The sequence below is a fragment of the Terrabacter sp. 2YAF2 genome (assembly GCF_052114705.1).
In the GTDB taxonomy this organism is placed as follows: Bacteria; Actinomycetota; Actinomycetes; order Actinomycetales; family Dermatophilaceae; genus Terrabacter.
Genome location: NZ_JBFRFG010000003.1, coordinates 162,028 through 187,880, shown reverse-complemented (window position 1 = coordinate 187,880; position 25,853 = coordinate 162,028). Strand labels below are relative to the sequence as shown.

The 25,853-nt window shown below is 70.9% G+C and carries 21 protein-coding genes; 9 read left to right on the top strand and 12 right to left on the bottom strand.

Annotation, left to right across the window (positions count from 1 at the left end):
• The first annotated feature begins 43 nt into the window (after positions 1-43).
• The 3 genes from AB4030_RS05000 to AB4030_RS04990 all read left to right on the top strand — a co-directional run bounded on the left by AB4030_RS05000 (position 44) and on the right by AB4030_RS04990 (position 2,624).
• A complete protein-coding gene (locus AB4030_RS05000) occupies positions 44-526 on the top strand; it encodes a DUF2231 domain-containing protein (RefSeq protein WP_442278091.1) in 483 nt (160 codons plus the stop codon).
• A gap of 83 nt (positions 527-609) precedes the next feature.
• Entirely contained in the window at positions 610-1,575 is a 966-nt protein-coding gene (locus AB4030_RS04995) for a COX15/CtaA family protein (RefSeq protein ID WP_442278090.1), read from the top strand.
• 35 nt (positions 1,576-1,610) lie between these two features.
• Positions 1,611-2,624: an NUDIX hydrolase gene (locus AB4030_RS04990; RefSeq protein WP_442278089.1), complete on the top strand. Its 1,014-nt coding sequence runs from the start codon at positions 1,611-1,613 to the stop codon at positions 2,622-2,624.
• 114 nt (positions 2,625-2,738) lie between these two features.
• Here the strand turns inward: AB4030_RS04990 and AB4030_RS04985 are convergent, their stop codons facing one another.
• Complete coding sequence (locus tag AB4030_RS04985; RefSeq protein WP_442278088.1) at positions 2,739-3,713, bottom strand: heme o synthase; 975 nt, start codon at positions 3,711-3,713, stop codon at positions 2,739-2,741.
• A 181-nt stretch (positions 3,714-3,894) separates the two neighbouring features.
• Between AB4030_RS04985 and tkt the strand changes: the two genes are divergently transcribed.
• From tkt to pgl, 6 genes are read left to right on the top strand one after another with little or no spacing between them, the layout of a single operon-like run.
• Complete coding sequence (gene tkt, locus AB4030_RS04980; RefSeq protein WP_442278087.1) at positions 3,895-6,258, top strand: transketolase; 2,364 nt, start codon at positions 3,895-3,897, stop codon at positions 6,256-6,258.
• Between the two features lie 5 nt (positions 6,259-6,263).
• Positions 6,264-7,376: a transaldolase gene (gene tal / locus AB4030_RS04975; RefSeq protein ID WP_442278086.1), complete on the top strand. Its 1,113-nt coding sequence runs from the start codon at positions 6,264-6,266 to the stop codon at positions 7,374-7,376.
• Positions 7,373-9,013 (top strand): glucose-6-phosphate isomerase, encoded by a 1,641-nt coding sequence (locus AB4030_RS04970; RefSeq protein ID WP_442278085.1) that lies wholly within the window; start codon positions 7,373-7,375, stop codon positions 9,011-9,013. The genes tal and AB4030_RS04970 overlap by 4 nt, the downstream gene beginning before the upstream one ends.
• Positions 9,010-10,551, top strand: coding sequence for a glucose-6-phosphate dehydrogenase (gene zwf, locus AB4030_RS04965; RefSeq protein ID WP_442278084.1), 1,542 nt, complete (start codon positions 9,010-9,012; stop codon positions 10,549-10,551). The genes AB4030_RS04970 and zwf overlap by 4 nt, the downstream gene beginning before the upstream one ends.
• On the top strand, positions 10,548-11,954 hold the full coding sequence (locus AB4030_RS04960) for a glucose-6-phosphate dehydrogenase assembly protein OpcA (RefSeq protein WP_442278083.1): 1,407 nt from the start codon (positions 10,548-10,550) through the stop codon (positions 11,952-11,954). The genes zwf and AB4030_RS04960 overlap by 4 nt, the downstream gene beginning before the upstream one ends.
• Positions 11,951-12,685, top strand: coding sequence for a 6-phosphogluconolactonase (pgl, locus tag AB4030_RS04955; protein ID WP_442278082.1), 735 nt, complete (start codon positions 11,951-11,953; stop codon positions 12,683-12,685). The genes AB4030_RS04960 and pgl overlap by 4 nt, the downstream gene beginning before the upstream one ends.
• 118 nt (positions 12,686-12,803) lie before the next feature.
• On the opposite strand, the gene AB4030_RS04950 is transcribed toward pgl, so the two are convergent.
• The 11 genes from AB4030_RS04950 to uvrA all read right to left on the bottom strand — a co-directional run bounded on the left by AB4030_RS04950 (position 12,804) and on the right by uvrA (position 25,773).
• Positions 12,804-13,154, bottom strand: coding sequence for an RNA polymerase-binding protein RbpA (locus tag AB4030_RS04950; RefSeq protein WP_442278081.1), 351 nt, complete (start codon positions 13,152-13,154; stop codon positions 12,804-12,806).
• A gap of 12 nt (positions 13,155-13,166) precedes the next feature.
• Positions 13,167-13,412 carry a preprotein translocase subunit SecG gene (gene secG / locus AB4030_RS04945; RefSeq protein ID WP_442278080.1) on the bottom strand — a complete coding sequence of 82 codons (246 nt, stop codon included), beginning with the start codon at positions 13,410-13,412 and terminating at the stop codon, positions 13,167-13,169.
• Between the two features lie 147 nt (positions 13,413-13,559).
• Positions 13,560-14,372, bottom strand: coding sequence for a triose-phosphate isomerase (gene tpiA / locus AB4030_RS04940; RefSeq protein ID WP_442278079.1), 813 nt, complete (start codon positions 14,370-14,372; stop codon positions 13,560-13,562).
• Positions 14,372-15,580, bottom strand: coding sequence for a phosphoglycerate kinase (locus AB4030_RS04935; protein ID WP_442278078.1), 1,209 nt, complete (start codon positions 15,578-15,580; stop codon positions 14,372-14,374). The genes tpiA and AB4030_RS04935 overlap by 1 nt, the downstream gene beginning before the upstream one ends.
• Positions 15,581-15,689: 109 nt before the next feature.
• Positions 15,690-16,694 (bottom strand): type I glyceraldehyde-3-phosphate dehydrogenase, encoded by a 1,005-nt coding sequence (gene gap / locus AB4030_RS04930; RefSeq protein WP_442278077.1) that lies wholly within the window; start codon positions 16,692-16,694, stop codon positions 15,690-15,692.
• A 192-nt stretch (positions 16,695-16,886) separates the two neighbouring features.
• Complete coding sequence (whiA, locus tag AB4030_RS04925) at positions 16,887-17,867, bottom strand: DNA-binding protein WhiA (protein WP_442278076.1); 981 nt, start codon at positions 17,865-17,867, stop codon at positions 16,887-16,889.
• Between the two features lie 285 nt (positions 17,868-18,152).
• Positions 18,153-19,121, bottom strand: coding sequence for a gluconeogenesis factor YvcK family protein (locus AB4030_RS04920; protein ID WP_442278075.1), 969 nt, complete (start codon positions 19,119-19,121; stop codon positions 18,153-18,155).
• 22 nt (positions 19,122-19,143) lie between these two features.
• Positions 19,144-20,061 (bottom strand): RNase adapter RapZ, encoded by a 918-nt coding sequence (gene rapZ / locus AB4030_RS04915; RefSeq protein WP_442278074.1) that lies wholly within the window; start codon positions 20,059-20,061, stop codon positions 19,144-19,146.
• Entirely contained in the window at positions 20,058-22,151 is a 2,094-nt protein-coding gene (gene uvrC / locus AB4030_RS04910; protein ID WP_442278073.1) for an excinuclease ABC subunit UvrC, read from the bottom strand. The genes rapZ and uvrC overlap by 4 nt, the downstream gene beginning before the upstream one ends.
• Before the next feature lie 50 nt (positions 22,152-22,201).
• On the bottom strand, positions 22,202-22,663 hold the full coding sequence (locus AB4030_RS04905; protein WP_442278072.1) for a Rieske (2Fe-2S) protein: 462 nt from the start codon (positions 22,661-22,663) through the stop codon (positions 22,202-22,204).
• On the bottom strand, positions 22,660-25,773 hold the full coding sequence (uvrA, locus tag AB4030_RS04900; protein ID WP_442278071.1) for an excinuclease ABC subunit UvrA: 3,114 nt from the start codon (positions 25,771-25,773) through the stop codon (positions 22,660-22,662). The genes AB4030_RS04905 and uvrA overlap by 4 nt, the downstream gene beginning before the upstream one ends.
• Positions 25,774-25,853: the final 80 nt, after the last annotated feature.

The following is a 25,853-nucleotide window of genomic DNA, read 5'->3' as shown; positions in this document are numbered from 1 at the left end:
CGGACCGCGCGACACCCGACGACCCGACCGGCCTGGAGGCGATGTGTTCGACGAGATCTTCGGCCTTCCGACGCATGCCCTCGTCGTCCACGCCGTCGTCGTGCTCGTGCCCCTGTCGGCAGTGTCCGCCGTCGCCTACGTCCTCCGCCCCGACTGGCGGCGCGTGCTGCGTTGGCCGACCGCGGCCGGCGCCGTCGTGTCCGGCGCCTCGGCCTTCGTCGCGGCCGAGAGCGGTGAGGCCCTGCAGCGACGCGTGTCACGGGTGCGCTCCGGCACGACGGACTTCGACCTGCTGAGCACGCACGTGGCGTGGGGCGACCGGGCCCGGCTGTTCTGTCTCCTCTTCATGGTCCTCACCCTCGCTGCGCTCTGGCTCGTGCGACCGCCGGAGGAGGAGTCGCCCCGCGGGCACGCGGTCGAGCTGCTCGCTGGCACGCTCGTCGTGCTCACGGCCGTCGCCGCGGTCGTGACGGTCGTCGTGGCCGGCCACGCCGGCTCCCAAGTGGTCTGGCACGACCTCGCCTGACGGTGGTCAGAGGCGTCGCTGGCCGGTCCCGAGCGGTCCAGGGTGATGCGGGAGCACCGCGCGCGGCGGCATACCCTTGCGGGGTGTCCTCCACACCTACCGTGACCCCCGTCGACCGTGCGACCGGCACGAGCCGTCTCGCCCGGGCGGCGGGTCACCTTCCTGCCGTCCCGTTGCGCTGGGTCCGTCCGCTCCTGCTCGCCAACCTCGTCGGGGAGGTCGGCATCGTGGTCACCGGGGGCATCGTGCGCCTGACCGGCAGCGGGCTGGGGTGCAGCACCTGGCCGGAGTGCCAGCCCGGCTCGTTCACGCCGGTCCGCACGCCGGCGAGCTCCTACCACGACCTCGTCGAGTTCGGGAACCGCACGCTGACCGGTGTCGTGAGCGTCCTTGCGCTCGTCTCGCTCTGGGTGGTCCTGACCCAGTGGCCGCAGCGTCGGCGCCTCCACCTCGTCGCGATCGGCGTCCTCGCCGGCATCCCCGCGCAGGCCGTGCTCGGCGGGATCTCCGTCCTCACGGGACTCAACCCGTGGAGCGTCATGCCGCACTTCCTGCTCTCCATGGTGCTCGTCGCCCTGTCGGCGGCGCTCGTGCGTGGAGCCCGCGACGACGTGTCGGGTCCGGGCGAGCTCGTCGTCCATCCGCTCGCCCGGACCTTGGCGCTCGGCACGAGCGCGGTCGGCGCGGTGGTGCTGACCCTCGGCGTCATCGTGACCGGCTCCGGACCGCACTCCGGTGATGCCGACCGGCCGGCACGGACCGGCTTCGACCCACGGTTCGTGTCGTGGATGCACGCCGATGCCGTCATGCTCTTCTGCGGACTCGTCATCGCCACGCTGGTCGCGGTGCGCATCAGCGCCACGACCGACGAGGCACGTCGGGCCTGGACCATGGTGCTGCTCGTGACGATCGGGCAGGGCTTCATCGGCTACGTGCAGTACTTCACGAAGCTCCCGGAGATCCTCGTCCTCGTCCACATGCTCGGCGCCAGCCTGCTAGTGGTCGCCCTGACCTTCGGTGTGCTCTCGACCAGACGCCACCCCGTCTGACCCGGCGGGTCGCAGGACCTCCCTAGGCTGGGGTGGTGACCGACCAGCCGACGCTCCGCGAGGGCGAGCTCGTGCTGCGTCCGTGGACGCTCGACGACAGTGCCGTCACGCGCACCCTGCACGACCGCGAGATCGCCCGCTGGTTCGACTTCCCGGTCATCGAGCCGTCGGCGGCCGAGCATCGCGACTGGATCGAACGGACCCGCGCCGAGTGGGCGACCCGGACCAAGGTCACCTACCTGGTCGAGTGGCGCGGACGCGCCGCCGGCACCGTGGACGTCCGGGTGCAGGATCCCGGCGTGGGCGTCCTCTCCTGGGCGGTCTACGCGCCCTTCCGCGGGCAGGGGCTGGGGGCGCGGGCCGTGCGCCTGCTCGTCGAGTGGGCCTTCGACGCGCTCGGCCTCGAACGCGTCGAGGCGCACGTCAACCCGGAGAACCGCGCGTCGGTGCGCACCGCGCTCCGGGCGGGCCTGCGGCGTGAGGGGCACCTGCGCGGGAACGCGACGCTGGGCGGCGTGCGCCAGGACACCGTCGTGCTCGGCCGGCGCCGGGACGACGCCCACCCGGACACGCAGGAGGGCTTCACGGCGATGCTCGACTCGACGCTGCCGACCAAGCGGGCCATCGCCCAGGGCGTCCTGCGATCGGGCTCGGGTCACGTGCTCCTGTGCGAGCTCGTCTACAAGCGCGAGTGGGACCTGCCCGGCGGCGTCGTCGATCGGCACGAGTCCCCGGCCGCCTGCGTCGTGCGCGAGGTCCGGGAGGAGCTGGGCCTCGTCGTCAGCGCCGGCCCCCTGCTCGCGGTCAACTGGCTACCGGCCCTGCACGGGTGGGCCGACGCCACGGTCTTCGTCTTCGACCTCGGCACCGTCGACCCCGCCGTCATCGAGCGGGCGCACCTGCAGCAGCGCGAGATCCGCGACGTCCACTGGACCGGACCAAGCGACTGGCCGGGACACGTGGCGCCCTACAACGAGCGGCTCCTCACGGCCCTGCACCGGCACGACGGAGGGACGCTCTACCTCGAGAACGGCGCGCTGACGTCCTGACCGCGCCACCCGGCATACGCCCCCTCGCCGCGCCCCTCGCGAAGCCCCCTCCCCGTAAAACCCGATCGAAAGAGCATTCCGACCGGACGGATCGCTCTTTCGATCAGGGGTTTCTCAGGAGAAGAACGGGAGTGGCAGGTGCCAGATGGGGTCGAGCGCCACCCCCACGAACAGGATCGTGAGGTAGGTGATCGAGAAGTGGAACAGGCGCATCGGCTTGAGGACGTCCTCGGCCGCGCCCGCCCGTGCCTTGGCGAGGAGTCGGTGCGCCTCGGTGAGGAAGAGCGCACCGGCGACGACCGCAGCGGTGGTGTAGACCCACCCGACCTGCTGGACGGGCACGAGCGCCAGCGACGTCAGCACCATCGCCCAGGAGTAGGCGACGACCTGCCGCGCGACGACGACGAAGCGCTCGACGACCGGCAGCATCGGCACGTGGGCCGCGGCGTAGTCGTCCTTGTAGCGCATCGAGAGCGGCCAGTAGTGCGGCGGCGTCCAGAAGAAGATGACGAGGAAGAGGATGAACGCCGACCAGCTGAGTGACCCGGTGACGGCCGACCAGCCGATGAGCACCGGCATGCACCCCGCCGCGCCGCCCCACACGATGTTCTGCGCCGTGCGGCGTTTGAGCAGCAGGGTGTAGCCGAAGACGTAGAAGAGCAGCGCGCCGAGGGCGAGCCCGGCACTGAGCCAGTTGACGAGCAGCCCCAGCCACAGCGTCGAACCGACGGTCAGCGCCGCACCGAAGACGAGGGCGCCACGCGGGCTCACCGTGCCGGTCACCAGAGGTCGTCGGCTCGTGCGGTGCATGACGGCGTCGATGTCGCGGTCGATGTAGCAGTTGAGGGTGTTGGCGGCGCCCGCCGAGAGCGTGCCGCCGACGACCGTCGCGACGACCAGCCAGAGGTCCGGGACGCCCTGCTCGGCGAGGAACATCACGGGGATCGTCGTGATGAGGAGCAGCTCGATGATCCGCGGCTTCATCAGCGAGACGTACTGTCCGACGAGGAACTTCACCCCGCTGCCGTCCGGACCGTGGAGCGCCGAGAGGTCGGCGCGGGGGTCCACCGTTGTCACGAAGATCCTCACCGCTGGTACGTCGCTCCGACCCCTTGGGTACGTGAGCATTGCGATCGCAAGTCTAGACCGTCGCCGACCACGGTCGGCACGCCGCGGTGCCGACCACCGGGCGAGGTGTCGTCCCTCACAGCGCGGGGACTAGGCTCGTGGCCGTACGTGATCAACCCCTTTGTTGAAGGAGAACCGTTCCGTGCCCACTGCTGCGTCCAGCACCGCCCCGAAGGCGAAGAAGACCACCAGATCCACCACCACGCGGACGGCGAAGACGAAGGGCCTGCTGGCACAGCGCGACCCGGGTCTGCCACTCCCCGTGGCGAGGAAGGCCGGGTGGAGCGACCTCGACGTGCGCGCGGTCGACACGACCCGGCTGCTCGCTGCCGACGCCGTGCAGAAGGTCGGCAACGGCCACCCCGGCACGGCCATGTCCCTGGCCCCGCTGGCCTACCTGCTCTACCAGAACGTCATGACGCACGACCCCTCCGACCCCACCTGGCTCGGACGCGATCGGTTCGTGCTCTCCTGCGGGCACTCGAGCCTGACGCAGTACATCCAGCTCTACCTCAGCGGCTACGGCCTCTCGCTCGACGACCTCAAGTCGCTGCGCACGTGGGGCTCGCTGACCCCCGGCCACCCCGAGGTCCACCACACCCCCGGTGTCGAGATCACGACCGGCCCGCTCGGCTCCGGCCTCGCGTCCGCCGTCGGCATGGCGATGGCCCAGCGCCGTCAGCGCGGCCTCTTCGACCCGGAGGCGAAGCCGGGCACGAGCCCCTTCGACCACCACGTCTACGTCATCGCCTCCGACGGTGACATGCAGGAGGGCGTCTCCCACGAGGCCTGCGCGCTCGCCGGACACCAGGAGCTCGGCAACCTCACCGTCGTCTACGACGCCAACCAGATCTCGATCGAGGACGACACCGACATCGCGTTCAGCGAGGACGTGGCCGCACGCTTCGAGGCCTACGGCTGGCACGTCGTCGAGGTCGACTGGCGCCAGGACGCCGACGGCGCGACCTACGTCGAGGACGTCGACGCCCTCCTCGCCGCCATCCGCTCCGGCGACAAGGTGACCGACAAGCCGACCCTCGTCGTGCTCCACACGATCATCGCGTGGCCCGCCCCGACGAAGCAGAACACCGGCAAGTCCCACGGATCGGCCCTCGGCGACGAGGAGATCGGCGCCACCAAGGAGCTGCTCGGCTTCGACCCGAAGAAGACCTTCGCCGTCGAGCCGGCCGTCCTCAAGCACGCCCGCGACGTCGTCAAGCGGGGCAAGGCCGCCCACCGCGAGTGGGACAAGGCATACAAGGCCTGGCGTAGGGCCAACCCCGACCGCGCCGACCTGCTCGACCGGATCCTCGCCGGCAAGGCCCCGTCCGGTCTCGCCAGGGCGCTGCCGACCTTCCCGGCCGACGCGAAGGGCGTGGCGACGCGCGCCGCCTCCGGCAAGGTGCTCACCGCCCTCGCCGACGTCATGCCGGAGCTGTGGGGCGGCTCCGCCGACCTCGCCGAGTCCAACAACACGACGATGGAGGGCCAGCCCTCCTTCATCCCCCAGGGCAAGCAGACCCGCGAGTGGAAGGGCGGGCCCTTCGGCCGCACCCTGCACTTCGGCATCCGCGAGAACGGGATGGGCATGATCCTCAACGGGATCGCGCTCGAGGGCCTCACCCGTCCCTACGGCGGCACGTTCCTCGTCTTCTCCGACTACATGCGCCCGGCCGTGCGACTGGCCGCGATCCAGCAGGCTCCGGTCACCTACGTGTGGACGCACGACTCCATCGGCCTCGGCGAGGACGGCCCGACCCACCAGCCGATCGAGCACCTCGCCGCCCTCCGCGCGATCCCCGGACTCGACGTGGTCCGTCCCGCGGACGCAAACGAGACGGCGGCCGCGTGGGCGCAGATCCTCACCAACGGCGACGGCCCCGCAGCACTGTGCCTGACGCGCCAGCCGGTGCCGACGTGGGACCGGAAGAAGTACGGCAAGACGAGCGGGGTCGCCAAGGGCGCCTACGTCCTCGTCCAGGAGTCGCGGGCCGGTGACCCCGACGTCGTCCTCGTCGCGACCGGCTCCGAGGTTCAGCTCGCGGTCCAGGCCGCCGAGCGCCTCGAGAAGTCCCGCATCGCGACGCGCGTCGTGTCGATGCCGTGCCGGGAATGGTTCGAGAAGCAGAGCCGTTCCTACCAGGACAAGGTTCTGCCGCCGGCAGTCCGGGCCCGCGTCAGCGTCGAGGCGGGGATCTCGATGGGCTGGCACGACGTGGTCGGCGACGCCGGGCGCATCGTCAGCATCGAGCACTTCGGCGCCTCCGCCGACCAGGCCACCCTGTACCGCGAGTTCGGCATCACGGCCGACGCGGTCGTCAAGGCCGCGAAGGACTCCATCAAGGCTGCCAAGGGTTCCGCGACCAGGGCCCCGGGGGTCACCGAGACCAACCCGGCCCGCGCCGCCCAGAGCGCGTCCACCGACGTCATGGGTGGCGACGCGCAGACCGGCAGCGGCAACGCCGCCGGCGCGGCAGCCGCATCCGCTACGAGCAAGGGGAAGTGACCAGCATGACCAACCCGAACACCCAGGCGCTCTCAGACGCAGGCGTCTCGATCTGGCTCGACGACCTGTCCCGCGAGCTCATCGAGACCGGCAAGATCTCGGAGCTCATCACCGAGCGCAACGTCGTCGGAGTCACCTCCAACCCGTCGATCTTCCAGGCCGCCCTGTCCAAGGGCGAGCGCTACAACGAGGACCTGGCCGCGCTGACCAAGGCCGGCAAGGGCGTCGACGAGGTCGTTCACGAGCTCACGACCTCCGACGTGCGAAGCGCCTGCGACCTCTTCCTCCCGCTGTACGAGTCGACGAAGGGTGTCGACGGTCGCGTGTCCATCGAGGTGGACCCGCGCCTCGCGCACGACACCGACAAGACCGTCGAGCAGGCCAAGCAGCTGTATGCCGACATCGACCGGCCGAACGTCCTCATCAAGATCCCCGCGACCAAGGCGGGCCTGCCTGCCATCACGGCGACCATCGCCGAGGGCATCAGCGTCAACGTGACGCTGATCTTCTCCCTGGATCGCTACCGCGCCGTCATGAACGCCTACCTCGAGGGGCTGGAGAAGGCCCACGCGGCCGGCCACGACGTGTCGAAGATCCACTCGGTCGCCTCGTTCTTCGTCTCCCGCGTGGACACCGAGATCGACAAGCGCCTCGACGCCATCGGCACCGACACGGCCCGCGGGCTCAGGGGCAAGGCGGGTCTCGCCAATGCGCGCCTCGCGTACCAGGCCTTCGAGGAGGTCTTCTCGACGCCGCGCTGGGCCTCGCTGGCCGAGGCGGGCGCCAACGTCCAGCGCCCGCTCTGGGCCTCCACCGGCGTCAAGGACCCGGCCTACCCCGACACGATGTACGTCACCGAGCTCGTCACGGCCGACGTCGTCAACACGATGCCGGGCACGACGCTCGAGGCCACCGCGGACCACGGCGACATCCACGGCGACACGGTGACCGGCGGCTACGAGCTGGCCAGCAACCTCATCGATGACCTCGAAGGGGTCGGCGTCTCCTACACCGAGGTCGTCGACCAGCTCGAGACCGAGGGCGTCGAGAAGTTCGAGAAGGCCTGGGGGGAGCTGCTGGACGGCGTCACGGCAGAGATGGAGAAGGTGACCGCATGAGCTCGCTGTCCGTCAGCGCATCAGGAGCAGCGGCGGACGCGATCGGGAGGCACGTGCCGACCCTCGTCGAGGACTCCGTCGCCAGCCGGCTCTTCGCCCAGGACCCCACCCTCTGGGGTCCGGACGCCGAGTCCGAGTCGCGGATCCGCCTGTCGTGGGTGGGTCTCCCCCGCTCGTCCCGCCCCCTCGTCGGTGAGATCGCCGCCCTGCGCGACTCGTTCGCGGAGCAGGGCCTCCACCACGTCGTGCTCTGCGGCATGGGCGGGTCCTCGCTCGCGCCGGAGGTCATCTGCGCGACGGCGGGCAAGCCGCTCGTCGTGCTCGACTCGTCGGACCCCGACTACGTCCGCCGCGCCCTCGGCGACGACCTCGACCACACGGTCGTCGTCGTGTCGAGCAAGTCCGGCTCCACGGTCGAGACGGACTCCCAGCGACGCGCCTACGAGCAGGCGTTCACCGATGCCGGCATCGACCCGGCGTCGCGCATCGTCATCGTCACCGACCCGGGAAGCCCGCTCGACGAGGAGTCGCGCGCCAAGGGTTACCGCGTCATCAACGCCGACCCGAACGTCGGCGGTCGCTACTCCGCCCTGACCGCCTTCGGCCTCGTGCCGAGCGGCCTCGCCGGGGTCGATGTAGAGGCGCTCCTCGACGAGGCGGAGTCCGTGGCCGACGTGCTCGCCAGCGACGACGACGCCAACCCCGGCCTGCGCCTCGGTGCCGCCATGGGCGGCACCGACCCACTGCGCGACAAGCTCGTCCTCGTCGACGACGGCTCGGGCATCACCGGTTTCGCCGACTGGGCCGAGCAGCTCATCGCGGAGTCCACCGGCAAGAACGGCACCGGCGTGCTGCCCGTCGTCGTCGGGGGGGACGGGGACCCCGAGGTGACCTGGCCGGCAGCCGACGTCACCGTGGCGCGTCTCGTGTCCGCCGACAGCGAGTTCGCTGCCGGAGGTGACGTCGCGTCGGAGGTACGCGTGGGCGGCGCCCTGGGTGCCCAGCTGCTCCTCTGGGAGGTGGCGACGGCCGTGGCCGGTCGCCTCCTCGACATCAACCCGTTCGACCAGCCCGACGTCGAGAGCGCCAAGAAGGCTGCTCGTGCCCTGCTCGACCAGGGCACCGCCGCGACCGCCGACCCGGCCGCGACGGACGGGGCCATCGAGATCCGCACCCTGGGCGGCCCCGACGGCTGGCTGGGCGACGCCCGAACCGTGCCGGCTGCTCTCGACGCCCTCTTCGCGCAGCTCGACCCGCAGCGCGGCTACGTCTCTGTCATGGCCTACCTCGACCGGCTCGCCGACGCCGAGCTGGCCGAGTGCCGGGTGCCTCTGGCGCGCCGCACCGAGCGTCCGACGACGTTCGGCTGGGGCCCCCGCTTCCTGCACTCGACCGGTCAGTTCCACAAGGGCGGCCCGGCCGTCGGCGTCTACGTCCAGGTGACGACCGCCCCGAAGGAGGACCTCTCGATCCCCGGTCGTGAGTTCACCTTCGGTGACTTCATCGCCTCCCAGGCGGGCGGCGACGCCGCGGTCCTCGCCGACCACGGTCGTCCCGTGCTCCAGCTCCACCTGACCGACCACGACACAGGTCTCGCGCAGCTGCGCGAGGTGCTGCTGGCAGGAGGGCGTGCATGAGTCCCGCGCGGATCTCGCACGGTCACAACCCGCTTCGTACGGCCGAGGACAAGCGCATCCCCCGCATCGCGGGACCCTGTGGACTCGTGCTGTTCGGGGTGACCGGTGACCTCGCCCGCAAGAAGCTGATGCCGGCGATCTACGACCTCGCCAACCGCGGGTTGCTGCCGCCGGGCTTCTCGCTCGTCGGTTTCGCCCGCCGTGACTGGGCGACACAGGACTTCGGCCAGGTCGTCCACGACGCCGTCAAGCAGCATGCCCGCACGCCCTTCAGCGAGGACGTGTGGCGCAACCTCTCCGAAGGCTTCCGGTTCGTGCCCGGCACGTTCGACGATCCCGCGGCGTTCGACCTGCTCGCCAAGACGGTTGCGGAGCTCGACGCGGATCGCGGCACCGGTGGCAACCACGCCTTCTACCTCTCCATCCCGCCGGGCTTCTTCGCCACCGTGTGCGAGCAGCTCGAGCGGTGCGGTCTGACCACCGCCGAGGGTGACAGCTGGCGACGCGTCATCATCGAGAAGCCCTTCGGCCACGACCTCAAGAGCGCCCAGGTGCTCAACGAGATCGTCGAGAGCGTCTTCCCCCCCGACTCGGTCTTCCGCATCGACCACTACCTCGGCAAGGAGACGGTCCAGAACCTCCTCGCCCTGCGCTTCGCCAACCAGCTCTTCGAGCCGGTGTGGAACGCCAACTACGTCGACCACGTGCAGATCACGATGGCCGAGGACATCGGCATCGCCGGCCGCGCTGGCTACTACGACGGCATCGGTGCAGCACGCGACGTCATCCAGAACCACCTGATCCAGCTCCTCGCGCTGACGGCGATGGAGGAGCCGGTCTCCTTCGACGCCAAGGACCTTCGCGCGGAGAAGGAGAAGGTGCTCTCCGCGGTCCGTCTCCCTGCGGACCTCGACAAGGGAGCCGCCCGCGGGCAGTATGCCGCCGGCTGGCAGGGCGCGGAAGAGGTCGTCGGCTACCTCGACGAGGAGGGCGTCGACCCGACGTCTGTCACCGAGACCTTCGCCGCGGTGACCCTCGAGGTCGACACCCGCCGGTGGGCGGGTGTTCCCTTCTACCTGCGCACCGGGAAGCGCCTCGGCAAACGGGTCACCGAGATCGCGGTCGTCTTCAAGCGGGCGCCACACCTTCCCTTCGAGCACACCGCGACGGAGGAGCTCGGCCAGAACGCCATCGTCATCCGCGTCCAGCCCGACGAGGGCGTCACACTGCGCTTCGGCTCCAAGGTGCCCGGGGCGCAGATGGAGGTCCGTGACGTGACGATGGACTTCGGCTACGGCTCGTCGTTCACGGAGGCCTCGCCCGAGGCATACGAACGCCTCATCCTCGACGTGCTCCTCGGCGACCCGCCGCTCTTCCCCCGACACGAGGAGGTCGAGTCCTCCTGGCGGATCCTCGACCCGCTCATGAGGCACTGGGCCAAGTCGGGCAAGCCGGAGCAGTACCCCGCCGGGACGTGGGGACCGCCCTCGGCCGACCGGATGCTCGAACGCGATGGACGTACGTGGAGGATGCCGTGATTCGGGACCTGACCGACACCACCACCACCGGGATCAGCAAGACCCTGGTGCGCCTGCGCAACGAGGTGGGCGCGCTGGCGCTCGGGCGTGTGCTGACGCTCGTCGTCGTCGTCGAGGACACCGACGCCGGCAGCGCCATCGAGGTGGCCAACCAGGCGAGCCGACAGCACCCCTGTCGCATCGTCGTCGTCATCGCGGGCGACCGCCGCGGCAAGAACCGCCTGGACGCCCAGATCCGCCTCGGTGGGGACGCCGGAGCGAGCGAGATCGTCGTGCTGCGGCTCTACGGCGCCCTGGCCAACCACGGCCCCAGCGTCGTCGTGCCGCTGCTGCTGCCCGACTCCCCCATCGTCGCCTGGTGGCCCGGCGAGGCCCCGGCCGACGTCGGCAAGGATCCCATCGGCGCGATGGCCCAGCGTCGCATCACCGACGTGGCCCAGCACAGGAACCCCCGGCTGATGCTGAAGAAGCGGGCGGCGAGCTACGCGCCGGGCGACACCGACCTCGCCTGGACCCGTATCACCCGCTGGCGCGGCCTGCTCGCAGCGGCGCTCGACCAGCCGCCCTACGAGCCCATCACGGGCGCCGTCGTCAGCGGCGCCCCCGACTCCCCGTCGTCCGACCTGCTGGCGGCCTGGCTCTCGCGTCGGCTCCGCGTGCCCGTTCACCGGGTGTCGACGCCGCGCGGTTCGGGCATCGCCTCGGTGCGTCTCGAGCGCAAGAGCGGCCCCATCGACCTCGTGCGCCCGGGGGACGTCGTCGCGACCCTGTCGCAGACGGGCCAGCCGGACCGGCGCATCAGTCTCCCGCGCCGCGAGCTCCCGGAGTGCCTGGCGGACGAGCTCCGTCGCCTCGACCCCGACGATGCCTACGAGGACGCGCTCCTGCACGGCCTCGGCGCCCTCCAGCCGGTGCGTCTCACGGCCGCGGCGGCGGCCAAGGCCGGCAAGGCGCCCGACCCCGCAGAGTCGCGTCGTCTCGCCGCCCGCCTCGGCCGTGACGAGTCGGCGCAGGAGGCCAGCGCCATGATCGCCGCGCCACCGGCACCCGAGCACGCCGAGACCGAGGAGGTCCGGACGGCGACGGCCCGCAAGCTCGCCGGCAAGCGCACGCCCCGCGAGAAGCAGTCGGACAAGGCCCGGAAGAAGGCGGCCGCGAACGGCACAGGGGCTGCGAAGAAGGCCACGACGGCGAAGGAGGCCACGGCCTCGGCCTCGGCGGCGACCTCCACGGCGACGACGAAGTCCACCGCCAAGAGGGCCACGACGAAGAGGGCCACGACTCAGAAGGCCACGACTCAGAAGGCCACGGCGAAGAGGGCGACTGCCACCAAGGCCACGACCAAGAGGGCGACTGCCACCAAGGCCACGGCCAAGAGCGCCTCCGGGGCGGCGTCCTCGTGAGTGCCGAGCCCCGGGTCGTCGTCCACCCGGACAAGCGGGCCCTCGCCGACGGCGCCGCGGCCCGGCTCGTCACGGCGCTCGTTGACGCCCAGACGCGCAACCCCGAGGCGCAGGTCGCCCTCACCGGCGGGTCGATGGGGTCGGCGATCATCGCCTCGGTCCTGGCGACGCCGGGCCGCTCGGCCGTCGACTGGTCGCGGGTCCGCGTCTGGTGGGGCGACGAGCGCTACCTCCCGGCCGGCGATCCCGATCGCAACGACACCCAGAACGACGAGGCGGGCCTCAGCGCGCTGGGGCTCGACCCGGCGAAGGTGCACCGGGTGGCCGGACCCGACACGTCCGAGAGCGCCGAGGCCAGCGCCGAGGCGTACGGTCGGACGATCCGGGAGCACGGCCAGAAGGCCTGGGACGTCGTGCTCTTCGGCGTGGGTCCCGACGGTCACGTCGCGTCGCTCTTCCCGCACCACCCCGCCCAGCGGCTCACCGACGCCGTCGCGGTCGCCGTGCACGACTCGCCCAAGCCGCCACCCGATCGCGTCAGCCTCACCTTCGAGTGCTTCGAGCGCAGCCACGAGGTGTGGTTCCTCGTCGCCGGCGACGACAAGGCCGACGCGGTGAAGGCTGCGCTCGCTCCTGGCGCCGACCGGTGGGACGTCCCGGCGGCCGGTCCCCGCGGCGGCGACGCCACGCTGTGGCTCCTCGACGCCCCAGCTGCCTCGCGACTCGACTAGGAAGCGCCCCGCCAGCGGACGGCATACGTCGTCGCACCGCGCGTGGCACGACGATGGGCCCGGGAGGATCTCCCGGGCCCTTCGTCGTGCGGCCGCCCTGGTGGGACGGCCACTGAGGTCACTGGATGAGACCGCGCTCGCGCAGGGTGCTGAGGGCCTCGTCGAGGATCGCAGCGCCGTCAGCGTCGCTGCGGCGCTCCTTCACGTAGGCGAGGTGCGTCTTGTACGGCTCGACCTTCGGCGCCGCCGGAGGGTTCTGCTTGTCCTGGCCGGCCGGGAGGCCGCAGCGCGGGCAGTCCCAGGTGTCGGGCAGGACCATGCCGGGCTCCTCGGCGAAGCTCGGGCGCGTCTCGTGCCCGTTCGCGCACCAGTAGGAGATGTGCACGCGAGGGGCGGAGTCGCCACGCTCTGCCTCGCCCATCGGGCCGGCGCCGACCCGGCTTCCACGAATGGCGTTACCGCTGGCCATCTACGTCTCCTGTCAGCTCACGAAGCGGGCGAGCATGCCCAGCCCGATGATGGATGTCGCCCAGACCAGAGCCACGGCCACCGTGAAGCGGTCGAGGTTGCGCTCGGCGACCGACGACCCTCCGAGCGACGTGGACATGCCCCCGCCGAACATGTCGGACAGGCCGCCACCCTTGCCCTTGTGCAGCAGGATGAACAAGGTCAGGACCAGGCTGGACAGCACCAGCAGGACCTGCAGCACGATGCGAACCGCATCCACGTGGTCACTCCAAATCGTCGGGGTCCCGGGGGTCGGTGGGGCCGGTCGGCCCCTCCCCCACATGTTCCGGGGCTCGGGCAAGGATACCTGCCCGAGGGCCCTACGGCCGAACGCACCCGTCGGAGTCCGTCCGGCCGTAGGAGCCGCTCAGGAGGTGGCGAGGTGGTCGCGGTAGCGACAGATCGACGCGAACTCGGCCGGGTCGATCGAGGCGCCGCCCACGAGGGCGCCGTCGACGTCCTCCTGGGCCATGATCGCCGCCACGTTGTTCGCCTTGACGCTGCCGCCGTAGAGGACGCGGACGCCGTCGGCGACGTCGCCGCTGTAGAGCTCGGCGAGCAACGTGCGGATCGCCGCGCACACCTCCTGCGCGTCGTCGGGGGTCGCGACCTCGCCGGTGCCGATGGCCCAGATGGGCTCGTAGGCGATGACGATCGACGCGGCCTGCTCCTTGGGCACGCCGGCGAGGTTCTCGCGCAGCTGCGCGACGACGTGCTCGACCTGACGGCCCTCCTTGCGCACGTCGAGCCCCTCGCCGCAGCAGAGGATCGGCGTCAGGCCGTGGGCGTATGCCGCCTTGACCTTCGCGTTGACCACCGCGTCGGTCTCTGCGTGCCCTTCGCGTCGCTCGCTGTGTCCCACGACGACGTAGGTGCACCCGAGCTTGGCCAGGAAGGCGCCCGAGATGTCGCCGGTGTAGGCACCGGACGAGTGCGGCGACAGGTCCTGCGCGCCGTACTTCAGGTCGAGCTTGTCACCCTCGACGAGGGTCTGGACCGAGCGCAGGTCGGTGAATGGCGGGAGCACGGCGACCTCGACGGCTGCGTGGTCGTGCTTCGCGTCGCGCAGCGTCCAGTCGAGCTTCTGCACGAGGTGCGTCGCCTGGAGGTGGTCGAGGTTCATCTTCCAGTTGCCGGCCATGAGCGGCACGCGCCCGACCGGCTTGGTGTTCTTCGCCATCAGGCGTCGCCCTCCTCGAGCACGGTGAGACCGGGCAGCTCCTTGCCCTCGAGGTACTCGAGGCTGGCGCCGCCGCCGGTGGAGATGTGGCCGAACTGGTCGTCTTCGAAGCCGAGCTGGCGCACCGCCGCAGCGGAGTCACCACCGCCGACGACGGTGAGCGCGCCCGCCCTCGTCACCTCGACGAGGGCCTGCGCGAGCGCCTTGGTGCCGGCGGCGTAGGGCGCCATCTCGAAGGCACCCATCGGTCCGTTCCAGAAGACGGTGCGGCAGTCGGCGAGCTTCTCGGCGAAGAGCGCGCTGGACTCGGGTCCGATGTCGAGGCCCATCCGGTCGGCCGGGATCGCGTCGGCCGCGACGACCTCGTGAGCGGCGTCGGCGCTGAACGCGTCGGCAGCGACGACGTCGACGGGCAGGACGATCTCCACGCCCTCCTTCTCGGCGCGGTCGAGGTAGCCCTTGACCGTGTCGATCTGGTCGGCCTCGAGCAGGCTCTTGCCGACCTCGTGGCCCTGGGCCGCGAGGAAGGTGAAGACCATGCCGCCGCCGATGAGGAGGCGGTCGGCCGTACCGAGGAGGTTGCCGATGACGCCGAGCTTGTCGGACACCTTCGCGCCCCCGAGGACGACGGCATACGGCCGCTCCGGGTCCGAGGTGAGGCGGCGCAGGACGTCGACCTCCGTCGACACGAGGTCGCCCGTCGCGTGCGGGAGCAGGCGGGCGACGTCGTAGACGGAGGCCTGCTTGCGGTGCACGACCCCGAAGCCGTCGGAGACGAAGACGTCTGCGAGAGAGGCCAGCTCTCCGGCGAACTCGGCGCGCTCGTCATCGGTCTTGGCGGTCTCGCCGGCGTTGAAACGAAGGTTCTCGAGGAGCAGCACCTGGCCGTCCTCGAGGGCCGCGGCCTTGGCCTTGGCGTCGTCGCCGACGGTGTCCTCGGCGAAGACGACGTCGGTGCCGAGCACCTCGCCGAGGCGCTTCGCGACGGGGGCGAGCGAGTACTTGGCCTCGGGGGCGCCCTTGGGGCGGCCGAGGTGGGCGCAGACGATGACGCGGGCGCCGGCGTCGGCCAGGCCCTTGATCGTCGGGGCCGAGGCGCGGATGCGGCCGTCGTCGGTGATGGTCGAGCCGTCGAGCGGCACGTTGAGGTCTGACCGGACGAGGACGCGCTTGCCGCGCAGGTCCCCGAGGTCGCTGGTGGTCTTCACGCTGGATGCCTCTTCGTCAGTTGGGGATTCAGCCGGGCACGGCTGGACACGAGTGCGGCCACCGTCCCGGATGCTCGCAGAGGAGCACCGAGGACGGTGGCCGGGTGGTTCAGAGGGAGGTGCCGACGAGCGCGACGAGGTCGACGAGGCGGTTGGAGTAGCCCCACTCGTTGTCGTACCAGCCGACGACCTTGACCTGGTTGCCGATGACCTTGGTGAGGCCGGCGTCGAAGATGCACGACGCGGGGTCGGTCTCGATGTCCTTGGAGACGATGGGGTCCTCGGTGTAGACGAGGAAGCCCTTGAGCGGGCCCTCGGCGGCGGCCTTGACCGCGGCGTTGACCTCCTCGACCGTGGTCTCGCGGCCGGCCTCGAACGTCAGGTCGGTCGCCGAGCCGGTGGGCACGGGGACGCGGAGAGCGTAGCCGTCGAGCTTGCCCTTGAGCTCCGGGAGCACGAGGGACACGGCCTTGGCGGCACCGGTCGTCGTGGGGACGATGTTCAGGGCGGCGGCACGGGCCCGGCGGAGGTCCTTGTGCGGCGCGTCCTGCAGGTTCTGGTCCTGCGTGTAGGCGTGGATCGTCGTCATCAGGCCCTTGACGATGCCGAACTCGTCGTTGAGCGCCTTGGCCATCGGTGCGAGACAGTTCGTCGTGCACGAGGCGTTGGAGATGACGGTGTGCTTGTCGGCGTCGTAGAGGTCGTGGTTGACACCCATGACGATGGTGATGTCCTCGTTCTTGGCCGGGGCCGAGATGATGACCTTCTTGGCGCCACCGTCGATGTGGGCCTTGGCCTTCTGCGCGTCGGTGAAGAAGCCGGTGGACTCGACGATGATGTCGGCGCCGACGCCGGCCCAGTCGATGTTGGCGGGGTCGCGCTCCTCGAAGACACGGATGGCCTTGCCGTCGACGATGATCGACGTGTCGTCGTAGGTGACCTCACCGGGGAAACGGCCCAGGATCGAGTCGTACTTGAGCAGGTGGGCGAGGGTCTTGTTGTCCATGAGGTCGTTGGTGGCCACGACCTCGATGTCGGCTCCGGACGCCACGATGGCGCGGAAGAAGTTGCGGCCGATGCGGCCAAAGCCGTTGATACCAACGCGAACGGTCACTGCTGTGCACCTCTTCGGTGAGACTGTTTCGGACGGAAAAGCCAGACCTAGGGCCGCCCCGTTGCGACCGTGATCACATCCACCCTAGTGCGTCACCGACGACGGCGAGGCGGCAGTCTCAGGGCTGGGTGAGCATCCGCTCAGCGCGCGAGAGGTCGTCCGGCGAAGCGGCGGGCGGGGTGACGGAACCGCTCAGCTCTCCAGCATGTCGGGCGTGAGGTTCGCGTCGGTGCCGGCCACCCCGAGCTCCTCGGCGCGCTTGTCGGCCATGGCGAGCAGTCGTCGGATGCGGCCGGCGACGGCGTCCTTGGTCATCGGCGGCTTGGCGAGCTGGCCGAGCTCCTCGAGACTCGCCTGCTTGTGCTCGAGCCGCAGCACACCGGCTTCGCGCAGGTGGTCGGGGATGTCCTCCCCGAGCAGCTCCATGGCGCGCTCGACCCGTGCACCGGCAGCGACGGCGGCCCGCGCCGAACGGCGCAGGTTGGCGTCGTCGAAGTTGGCGAGTCGGTTGGCCGTGGCGCGGACCTCGCGCCGCATCCGACGCTCCTCCCACGCCATCACGGCGTCGTGGGCGCCGAGGCGGGTCAGCATCGCCCCGATGGCGTCACCGTCACGGATGACGACGCGGTCGACGCCGCGGACCTCACGAGCCTTGGACTGGATGCCGAGCCGCCGGGCTGCGCCGACGAGGGCGAGCGCGGCCTCGGGCCCGGGACAGGTCACCTCGAGCGCCGACGAGCGGCCCGGCTCGGTGAGCGAGCCGTGAGCCAGGTAGGCGCCTCGCCACGCGGCCTCGGAGTCGCACGTCGCCGCGCTGACGACCTTGGGCGGCAGACCGCGGACGGGGCGACCGCGGGTGTCGATGAGCCCGGTCTGGCGGGCCAGGGTCGCCCCCTCCTCGACGACGCGGACGACGTAGCGCGAGCCGCGGCGCAGTCCGCCCGCGGCGAGGACGAGCATGTCGCTCTTGTGGCCGTACACCTCGGCGATGTTGCGGCGGAGGCGTCGCGCGGCATTCGCGGTGTCGAGCTCCGCCTCGACGACGATCTGTCCCCCGATGATGTGCAGGCCGCCGGCGAAGCGGAGCATCGTGGCGACCTCGGCCTTGCGACAGCAGGGTTTGGTCACCTCGAGGCGCGAGAGCTCGTCCTTCACCTTTGCTGTCATGGCCATGGGCGCCATCCTGCCACCCCGATCAAGCACCCTCGCGCCCGAGGTGCTGGGCTTTGTCGTCGTGTCTGTTCCCCGACGCCGGCGTATGCCGTGTCGCCGAGCCCGCGGGACGGCATACGTCGTCGGCTCGTGACGGCTCGTGACGGCTGGTGACGGCTGGGGACGGCAATGACGGCTCGGTCGGCGCGAGGTGGTGCAACCGACCGGACCGAGCGCCGCACCAGGCCCGTGGGAGCCGTTTCGCCGGTTCGTTCCGGCCGACCGGCCCGGTCGCGTCAGGTCGTGTCAGGAGATGACGTCGCGCAGCGCCGCCGCGAGCCGCAGCGGGTCGTGCACACCCGGTTCGCCCTTGGCCGCCACGGGCGAGACGACGAGCTCGGCGCCGAGCTCGGCCGCGGCGGCCCGCAGGGACGCGTCGTCGGGAACGACGCTGGGGTCGGCGAGGACGACGTCGAGGCGCACGTCGGGGGCGTTGGCCGCGAAGGATGCGAGGTGGTCCTCGGCCCGGAAGTCGCGGGTCTCCCCCATGTGCACCTCGAGGTTGAGGTTGAGCAGGCGTCTGGCCGACGTCGTGACGAGAGCGTCGGCGAGGGCCGGGACGAGCAGGTGGGGCATGACGGAGGTGAACCACGACCCGGGGCCGAGCATCACCCAGTCGGCCTCGCGAACGGCGGCCAGGGCTTCGGGGCAGGGCTCGGGACAGGTCGGGACGATGCCGATCGAGGAGACGATGCCCGGAGACGACGCGACCCGATGCTGTCCGCGCACCTCGACCGTCTCCTCGGGCCGGTCGGGATCGTGGCCGCGGATCTCGGCGACGATCTCCAACGGCTCGGCGGCCATCGGCAGCACCCGCCCCCGGGCGCCCAGGAGACGCCCGACGAGGTCGAGTCCCTGGACGGTGTCGCCGAGCAGCTCCCAGATGGAGACGATCATGAGGTTGCCGAGCGCGTGGCCCTGGAGGTCGCCCGTCCCGGCGAAACGGTGCTGCAGCACGTCGCGCCAGGTGTGGCCCCAGTCGCTGTCGTCGCAGAGCGCCGCCAGCGCCATGCGCAGGTCGCCGGGCGGGAGGACGTCGAACTCCTCGCGCAGGCGCCCGCTCGAGCCGCCGTCGTCAGCGACCGTCACGACGGCGGTGACGTCGTCGGTCAGCAGCCGCAGGGCGGACAGGGCAGCGGCGAGCCCGTGCCCACCGCCGAGCGCGACGATGCGGCGCTGGTGTGGAGAGCCGAGGGGTGGACGTGAAGAAGTCACGGAGAAGGTACTGGTCACCCGTTCACTCGCGGCCCAGGTCCCGGTGGACGACGAAGGTGTCGACGCGGTCGCGTCCCCGGAGTCGCCCGCTCAGCGCCTCGGCGATCGCCACGGACCGGTGCTTGCCGCCCGTGCAGCCGACGGCGACCGTGACGTACCGGCGACCCTCGCGGACGTAGCCGTCGATCATCGTGTCGAGCAGGCTGCCGGCCCGGCTCAGGAACTCGTCGGCCCCCTCCTGCCGCATGACGAACTCGCTGACCGGCGTGTCACGTCCGGTCAGGGCCCGCAGCTCGGGGACCCAGTACGGGTTGGGCAGGAAGCGCATGTCGAAGACGACGTCGGCATCGAGCGGCAGGCCGTACTTGAACCCGAACGACATGACGGCGATCCGAAGCTGCACGCGCCGGTCGCCGGCGAAGAGCGAGGACAGCTTGGCGCTCAGCTGGTGGACGTTGAGGCCGGAGCTGTCGATGACGACGTCGGCGGTCGAGCGCAGGTCGAGGAGCAGCTCGCGCTCGCGCTGGATGCCGTCGAGGAGCCGGCCGTCGCCCTGCAGCGGGTGCGGGCGACGGACGCTCTCGAAGCGCCGCACGAGCGCCTCGTCGGTCGCGTCGAGGAACACGAGGCTGGGGCGCTCGCCCCGGGCCCGGGCCGCCCCGATGGCGTCCTCGAGCTGGGAGAACCACCCACCGGCGCGGACGTCGACGACGACCGCGACCTGCTGGAGGTGTGCCTCGGGGTTGCGCGCCCGGGCCTCGTCGCGCAGCTCGGCGAGATGGCTGAGCAGCTGGGGCGGCAGGTTGTCGACGACGAGCCAGCCCAGGTCCTCGAGGACGTTGGCGGTGGTGCTGCGGCCGGCGCCGCTCATGCCGGTGACGATGACGATGGGGGCATCGGCCAGGGACGTCTGGGCGGCTGGGCTGCTGTCGGCGGTCATTCGAGCACTTCTCCCGTCGTGAGGTTCACGGCTGGCTCCTGGGGTGCACCCTCAGCCAAGTGGCTGACGACCGCTGATGCAAGCGACCGGCCGAAGCCCGGTACGGCCATGATGTCCGCGATGTCCGCGGCGCGGAGGCGTTTGACCGAACCGAACTGGCGCAGCAGCGCCTTCTGACGACTGGCGCCGAGGCCGGGTATGCCGTCGAGCTGGGACGTCGTCATGGCCTTGGACCGGCGTTGGCGGTGGAAGGTGATGGCGAACCGGTGCGCCTCGTCGCGCAGCCGCTGGAGCAGGTAGAGACCCTCGCTCGTGCGCGGCAGGATGACCGGGTGGTCCTCCCGGGGCAACCACACCTCCTCGAGACGCTTGGCGAGGCCGACGAGGGCGACCTCCTCGATGCCGAGCTCGTCGAGCACCGCCTGCGCCGCGTTGACCTGGGGCAGTCCGCCGTCGACGACGACGAGGCTGGGCGGGTAGGCGAAGCGTCGCGGTCGGCCCGTCTCGGGGTCGATGGGCCCGGAGGCGGAGGGCTCGTCGTCGTCGTCGTCGGAGGAGCCGCTGGAGCCGTTCGTCGAGCTGTTCGTCGAGTCGTTGGCCGAGGTCTGCGCCGGTTCGGACGAGGCACCGACGACCCCCGTGGACAGGTCGAGGTCACCCGCCCCCTCGGCGTCCTCGAGGTAGCGCCGGAACCGGCGGGTCAGGACCTCCCGCATCGCGGCCGTGTCGTCCACGGTGACGGGCTCGGCACCGTCGTCACCCGAGGTGGCCCCCCTGACGATGAAACGGCGGTACTCGCTCTTGCGCGCGAGACCGTCCTCGAAGACCACCATCGAGGCGACGACGTTGGTGCCCTGCACGTGGCTGACGTCGTAGCACTCGATGCGCAGCGGGGCGTCGTCGAGGCCGAGGTAGTCCTGCAGCTCCTGCAACGCCTTGCTGCGCAGGGTCAGGTCGCCGGCGCGGGCCACCTTGTGCCGGGCGAGCGACTGGTCGGCGTTGCGCCGCACGGTCTCCATCAGGGTGCGCTTGTCACCGCGCTGGGGCACCCGGACGCTGACGGCCGAGCCCCGCACCGACGACAGCCACTCGGTGACGGCGTCGACGTCGGCGGGCAGCGCGGGCACGAGCACCTCCCGCGGTATCGCGTCACGGTCGGCGTCGCCGTAGACCTGCAGCAGCAGGTGCTCGACGAGCGTCGGGACGTCCTCGCTCTCCTTCTCGACGACCCACCCTCGCTGGCCGCGGATGCGACCGCCTCGGACGTGGAAGACCTGGACAGCGGCCTCGAGGTCGTCGTCGGAGAGGGCGAAGACGTCGGCGTCGGTGGCGTCACCGAGGACGACGGTCTGCTTCTCGAGCGCCTTCGTCAGGGCGCCGATGTCGTCGCGCAGGCGTGCGGCCTGCTCGAAGTCGAGCTCGGCCGCCGCCTGCTTCATCCGGTTCTCGAGTCGCTTGGCGAAACGGGCCGTGTTGCCGCCCATGAAGTCGCAGAAGTCCTCGGCGATGGCCCGGTGCTCCTCGGGCGTGACCCGTCCGACGCAGGGCGCCGAGCACTTGTCGATGTAGCCGAGCAGGCACGGCCGCCCGCTCGCGGCCGCGCGCTTGAACACGCCGGAGGAGCAGGTGCGCACGGGAAAGACGCGCAACAGCAGGTCGAGGGTCTCGCGGATCGCCCACGCGTGGCCGTAGGGCCCGAAGTAGCGGGTGCCCTTGCGCTTGGCGCCGCGCATCACCTGGGCGCGCGGGAACTCCTCGCCCATCGTGACGGCGAGGAAGGGGTAGGACTTGTCGTCGCGGTACTTGACGTTGAAGCGCGGGTCGAACTCCTTGATCCAGGAGTACTCGAGCTGGAGCGCCTCGACCTCGGTGCGCACGACGGTCCACTCGACCGACGCGGCGGTCGTGACCATCGTGGCCGTGCGCGGGTGCAGGGCGGTGATGTCCTGGAAGTAGGACGACAGACGCGGGCGCAGCGACTTGGCCTTGCCGACGTAGATGACCCGGCCGTGCGCGTCGCGGAAACGGTAGACGCCCGGGTCGGTCGGGATCTCCCCCGGCTTCGGTCGGTAGGTCGTCGGGTCCGCCACGGTCCCACCCTATGTCGGGCCACCGACGCCCCCGCACGCCGCCCGGGCCCTCAGCTGACGGAGAAGGTGCCGCCCGTCACCGTGATCTTCTTGGCGGTGAGGCCCGTGGGCGCGGGACCCGAGACGACGTTGCCGGTGGCGGCGTCGAAGTGGCTCTGATGGCAGGGGCAGATGATCTGCCCACCCTCGACGGACCCGACGGTGCAGCCCTGGTGGGGACACACCGCGTCGAACGCCTTGAAGGTGCCTGCAGTCGGCTGGGTGACGACGGTCTGGCTGTCGGCGAAGACCTTGCCGCCGCCCACGGGGATCTCGGACGTCGGCGTGCTGCCGCCCGATCCCGGCGAGGCCCCATCCGAGGACGGGGTGGCGTTCGGGCTGCTGCAGGCGGCCAGGGCCCCGGCGCCGACGACGACGCCGACGACCTTGAGGACGCCACGACGGTCGGTGAGGGCGCCGACCCGCTCGTGGAGTCCGCGGTCCGACGCGGGGTGGGGGATGCCCTCGGTCATGCGTTCCTCTTCCGGGTCGTGGTGGAGGACCGCGTCTTGCTGACGGTCGTGCTCGACGTGGTCTTCTTCGCAGCGGCCGTGGTGGAGCTTGCGCGTGCGCGCCCACCCGCCGTCGACTTCACTGTGCGGGACTTCGTTGTGCTCTTGCCGTCAGCCCGCTGGGAGCCCGCCGCGCTCTCGGCCTTCTTCGTGCGGGTGCGCGTCGTGCCGCGGGCGGTCGTGCGCGCGGTCCGCTCGAGGATCGGCTTGAGGAAGCGCCCGGTGTGGCTGGCCGCCACCTCGGCGACGTGCTCCGGGGTGCCCTCGGCGATGACCATGCCACCACCGGAGCCACCCTCGGGCCCCATGTCGATGATCCAGTCGGCGTTCTTGATGACGTCGAGGTTGTGCTCGATGACGATGACGGTGTTGCCCTTGTCGACGAGCCCCTGGAGCACGTCGAGGAGCTTGCGGATGTCCTCGAAGTGCAGGCCGGTGGTCGGCTCGTCGAGGACGTAGATGGTGCGTCCGGTGGATCGCTTCTGCAGCTCGCTCGCGAGCTTGACGCGCTGGGCCTCGCCACCGGAGAGGGTCGGCGCCGGCTGACCGAGGCGCACGTAGCCCAGGCCGACGTCGTTGAGGGTCTTGAGGTGGCGCGCGATCGCGGGGACCGCCTCGAAGAAGGTGGCGGCCTCCTCGATGGGCATGTCGAGCACGTCGGCGATCGTCTTGCCCTTGAAGTGCACCTCCAGCGTCTCCCGGTTGTAGCGCGCCCCGTGGCACACCTCGCAGGGGACGTAGACGTCGGGCAGGAAGTTCATCTCGATCTTGATCGTGCCGTCGCCCGAGCACGCGTCACAGCGGCCACCCTTGACGTTGAAGGAGAACCGGCCCGGCTGGTAGCCGCGCACCTTGGCCTCGGTCGTCTCGGCGAAGAGCTTGCGCATGTTGTCGAAGACGCCGGTGTAGGTCGCGGGGTTCGACCGCGGCGTGCGTCCGATCGGGCTCTGGTCGACGTGGACGACCTTGTCGAGCTGGTCCAGACCGGTCACGGTCTTGTGCCGGCCGGGCACGTGGCGCGCACCGTTGAGCTTGTTGGCGAGGACGTTGTAGAGGATGTCGTTGACGAGCGTCGACTTGCCCGAGCCGGAGACACCGGTGACCGCCACGAGGTTGCCCAGGGGGAAGTTCACCGAGACGTTCTGCAGGTTGTTCTCGCGGGCCCCGGAGACGGTGATCTGGCGACCGTCGTGGCCGCGGCGGACCTCGGGCGACGGGATCTCACGGCGACCCGAGAGGTACATGCCGGTCAGGGAGTCGGGGTGCTCGAGCAGGCCCTTGACGGACCCCGAGTGCACGACGTGGCCGCCGTGCTCACCGGCGCCCGGGCCGATGTCGACGACCCAGTCGGCGGTCGCGATCGTGTCCTCGTCGTGCTCGACGACGATGAGCGTGTTGCCGAGGTCGCGCAGGCGCGTCAGCGTCTCGATGAGGCGGTGGTTGTCCCGCTGGTGCAGACCGATCGACGGCTCGTCGAGGACGTAGAGCACGCCGACGAGGCCGGAGCCGATCTGGGTCGCCAGCCGGATGCGCTGGGCCTCGCCGCCCGAGAGCGTTCCGGCGGGACGGTCGAGCGAGAGGTAGTCGAGGCCGACGTCGAGCAGGAAGCCGAGGCGGGCGTCGATCTCCTTGATGACGCGCTCGGCGATCTGCTTCTCGCGTGCCGTGAAGTCGACCGTGTCGAGGAAGCCGGCGGCCTCGTTGATGGCCAGCCCACAGACCTCGGAGATGTTCTTGCCGCCGAGGAGCACGGCGAGCGACTCGGGCTTGAGTCGCGCACCCTTGCAGACGGGGCACGGCACCTCGCGCATGAAGCCCTCGTAGCGGTCGCGACTCCACTCCGAGTCGGTCTCGGAGTGACGGCGCTTGATGAACGGGACGACGCCCTCGAAGCCGGTGGTGTAGGAGCGGTCGCGGCCGTAGCGGTTCTTGTACTTGACGTGGACCTTGTAGTTCTGGCCGTGCAGCAGCGCCTCCTTGGCGCGGGCCGGCAGCGCCCGGAACGGCGCGTCCATCGAGAACTTCATGTCCTCGGCGAGCGCCCCCATGACGCGCTGGAAGTACTCGGCCGAGCCGGAGCCCTGGGCCCACGGGGCGATGGCGCCCTCGGCCAGCGACAGGTCGTCGTCGGGCACGACGAGCTCGGGGTCGACCTCGAGCTCGGTGCCGATGCCGGTGCACTCCGGGCACGCGCCGAACGGCGAGTTGAAGGAGAAGGATCGTGGCTGGATCTCGTCCATGCCCAGGGCGTGGTTGTTGGGGCACGCCATCTTCTCGGAGAAGCGCCGCTCGCGCTCCTTGTCCTTGGCGTCCCGGTCGACGAAGTCGATGATGACGACGCCACCGGCGAGGCCGAGAGCGGTCTCGACCGAGTCGGTGAGGCGACGCTTCGAGCCGCTGTCGTCGCCCTTGGCCACGAGGCGGTCGACGACGACCTCGATGGTGTGCTTCTTCTGCTTCTCGAGGGCCGGCGGCTCGGTGAGCGAGACGACCTCGCCGTCGACGCGGGCGCGCGAGAAGCCCTTCGCCTGCAGCTCGGAGAAGAGGTCGACGAACTCGCCCTTGCGACCCTGCACCACGGGGGCGAGCACCTGGAAGCGGGTGCGGTCCTCGAGCGTCAGCAGCTGGTCGACGATCTGCTGCGGGGACTGGCGGGTGACCGGCTCACCGCAGACCGGGCAGTGCGGCCGGCCGGCGCGGGCGAAGAGCAGGCGGAGGTAGTCGTAGACCTCGGTGATGGTGCCGACCGTCGAGCGCGGGTTGCGGTTGGTCGACTTCTGGTCGATGGAGACCGCGGGCGACAGACCCTCGATGAAGTCGACGTCGGGCTTGTCCATCTGTCCGAGGAACTGCCGGGCGTAGGCCGAGAGCGACTCGACGTAGCGACGCTGCCCCTCCGCGAAGATCGTGTCGAACGCGAGGCTCGACTTGCCCGACCCCGAGAGTCCGGTGAAGACGATGAGGCTGTCTCGGGGGAGGTCGACGGACACGTCGCGCAGGTTGTGCTCGCGCGCGCCGCGGACGACGAGGGAGTGGGCGTTGCCGGTGGGTGTAGCAGTCACGCGCATCATGCTAGGTGGGGTCACCGACAGTCCCCTCATCGGCAGCGCAGGGGTGGACAAGCCACGCGCCTGCGGACACCTCCCGTCCA

What these genes read in the sequence shown, in the direction of transcription:
- AB4030_RS04950 (WP_442278081.1), bottom strand. Translation starts at nt 13,154, where the DNA reads ATGGCCAGCGGTAACGCCATTCGTGGAAGCCGGGTCGGCGCCGGCCCG.
- whiA (WP_442278076.1), bottom strand. Translation starts at nt 17,867, where the DNA reads ATGGCCATGACAGCAAAGGTGAAGGACGAGCTCTCGCGCCTCGAGGTG.
- zwf (WP_442278084.1), top strand. Translation starts at nt 9,010, where the DNA reads ATGAGTCCCGCGCGGATCTCGCACGGTCACAACCCGCTTCGTACGGCC.
- AB4030_RS04970 (WP_442278085.1), top strand. Translation starts at nt 7,373, where the DNA reads ATGAGCTCGCTGTCCGTCAGCGCATCAGGAGCAGCGGCGGACGCGATC.
- tpiA (WP_442278079.1), bottom strand. Translation starts at nt 14,372, where the DNA reads ATGGCGAAGAACACCAAGCCGGTCGGGCGCGTGCCGCTCATGGCCGGC.
- uvrA (WP_442278071.1), bottom strand. Translation starts at nt 25,773, where the DNA reads ATGATGCGCGTGACTGCTACACCCACCGGCAACGCCCACTCCCTCGTC.
- tal (WP_442278086.1), top strand. Translation starts at nt 6,264, where the DNA reads ATGACCAACCCGAACACCCAGGCGCTCTCAGACGCAGGCGTCTCGATC.
- rapZ (WP_442278074.1), bottom strand. Translation starts at nt 20,061, where the DNA reads ATGACCGCCGACAGCAGCCCAGCCGCCCAGACGTCCCTGGCCGATGCC.
- AB4030_RS04905 (WP_442278072.1), bottom strand. Translation starts at nt 22,663, where the DNA reads ATGACCGAGGGCATCCCCCACCCCGCGTCGGACCGCGGACTCCACGAG.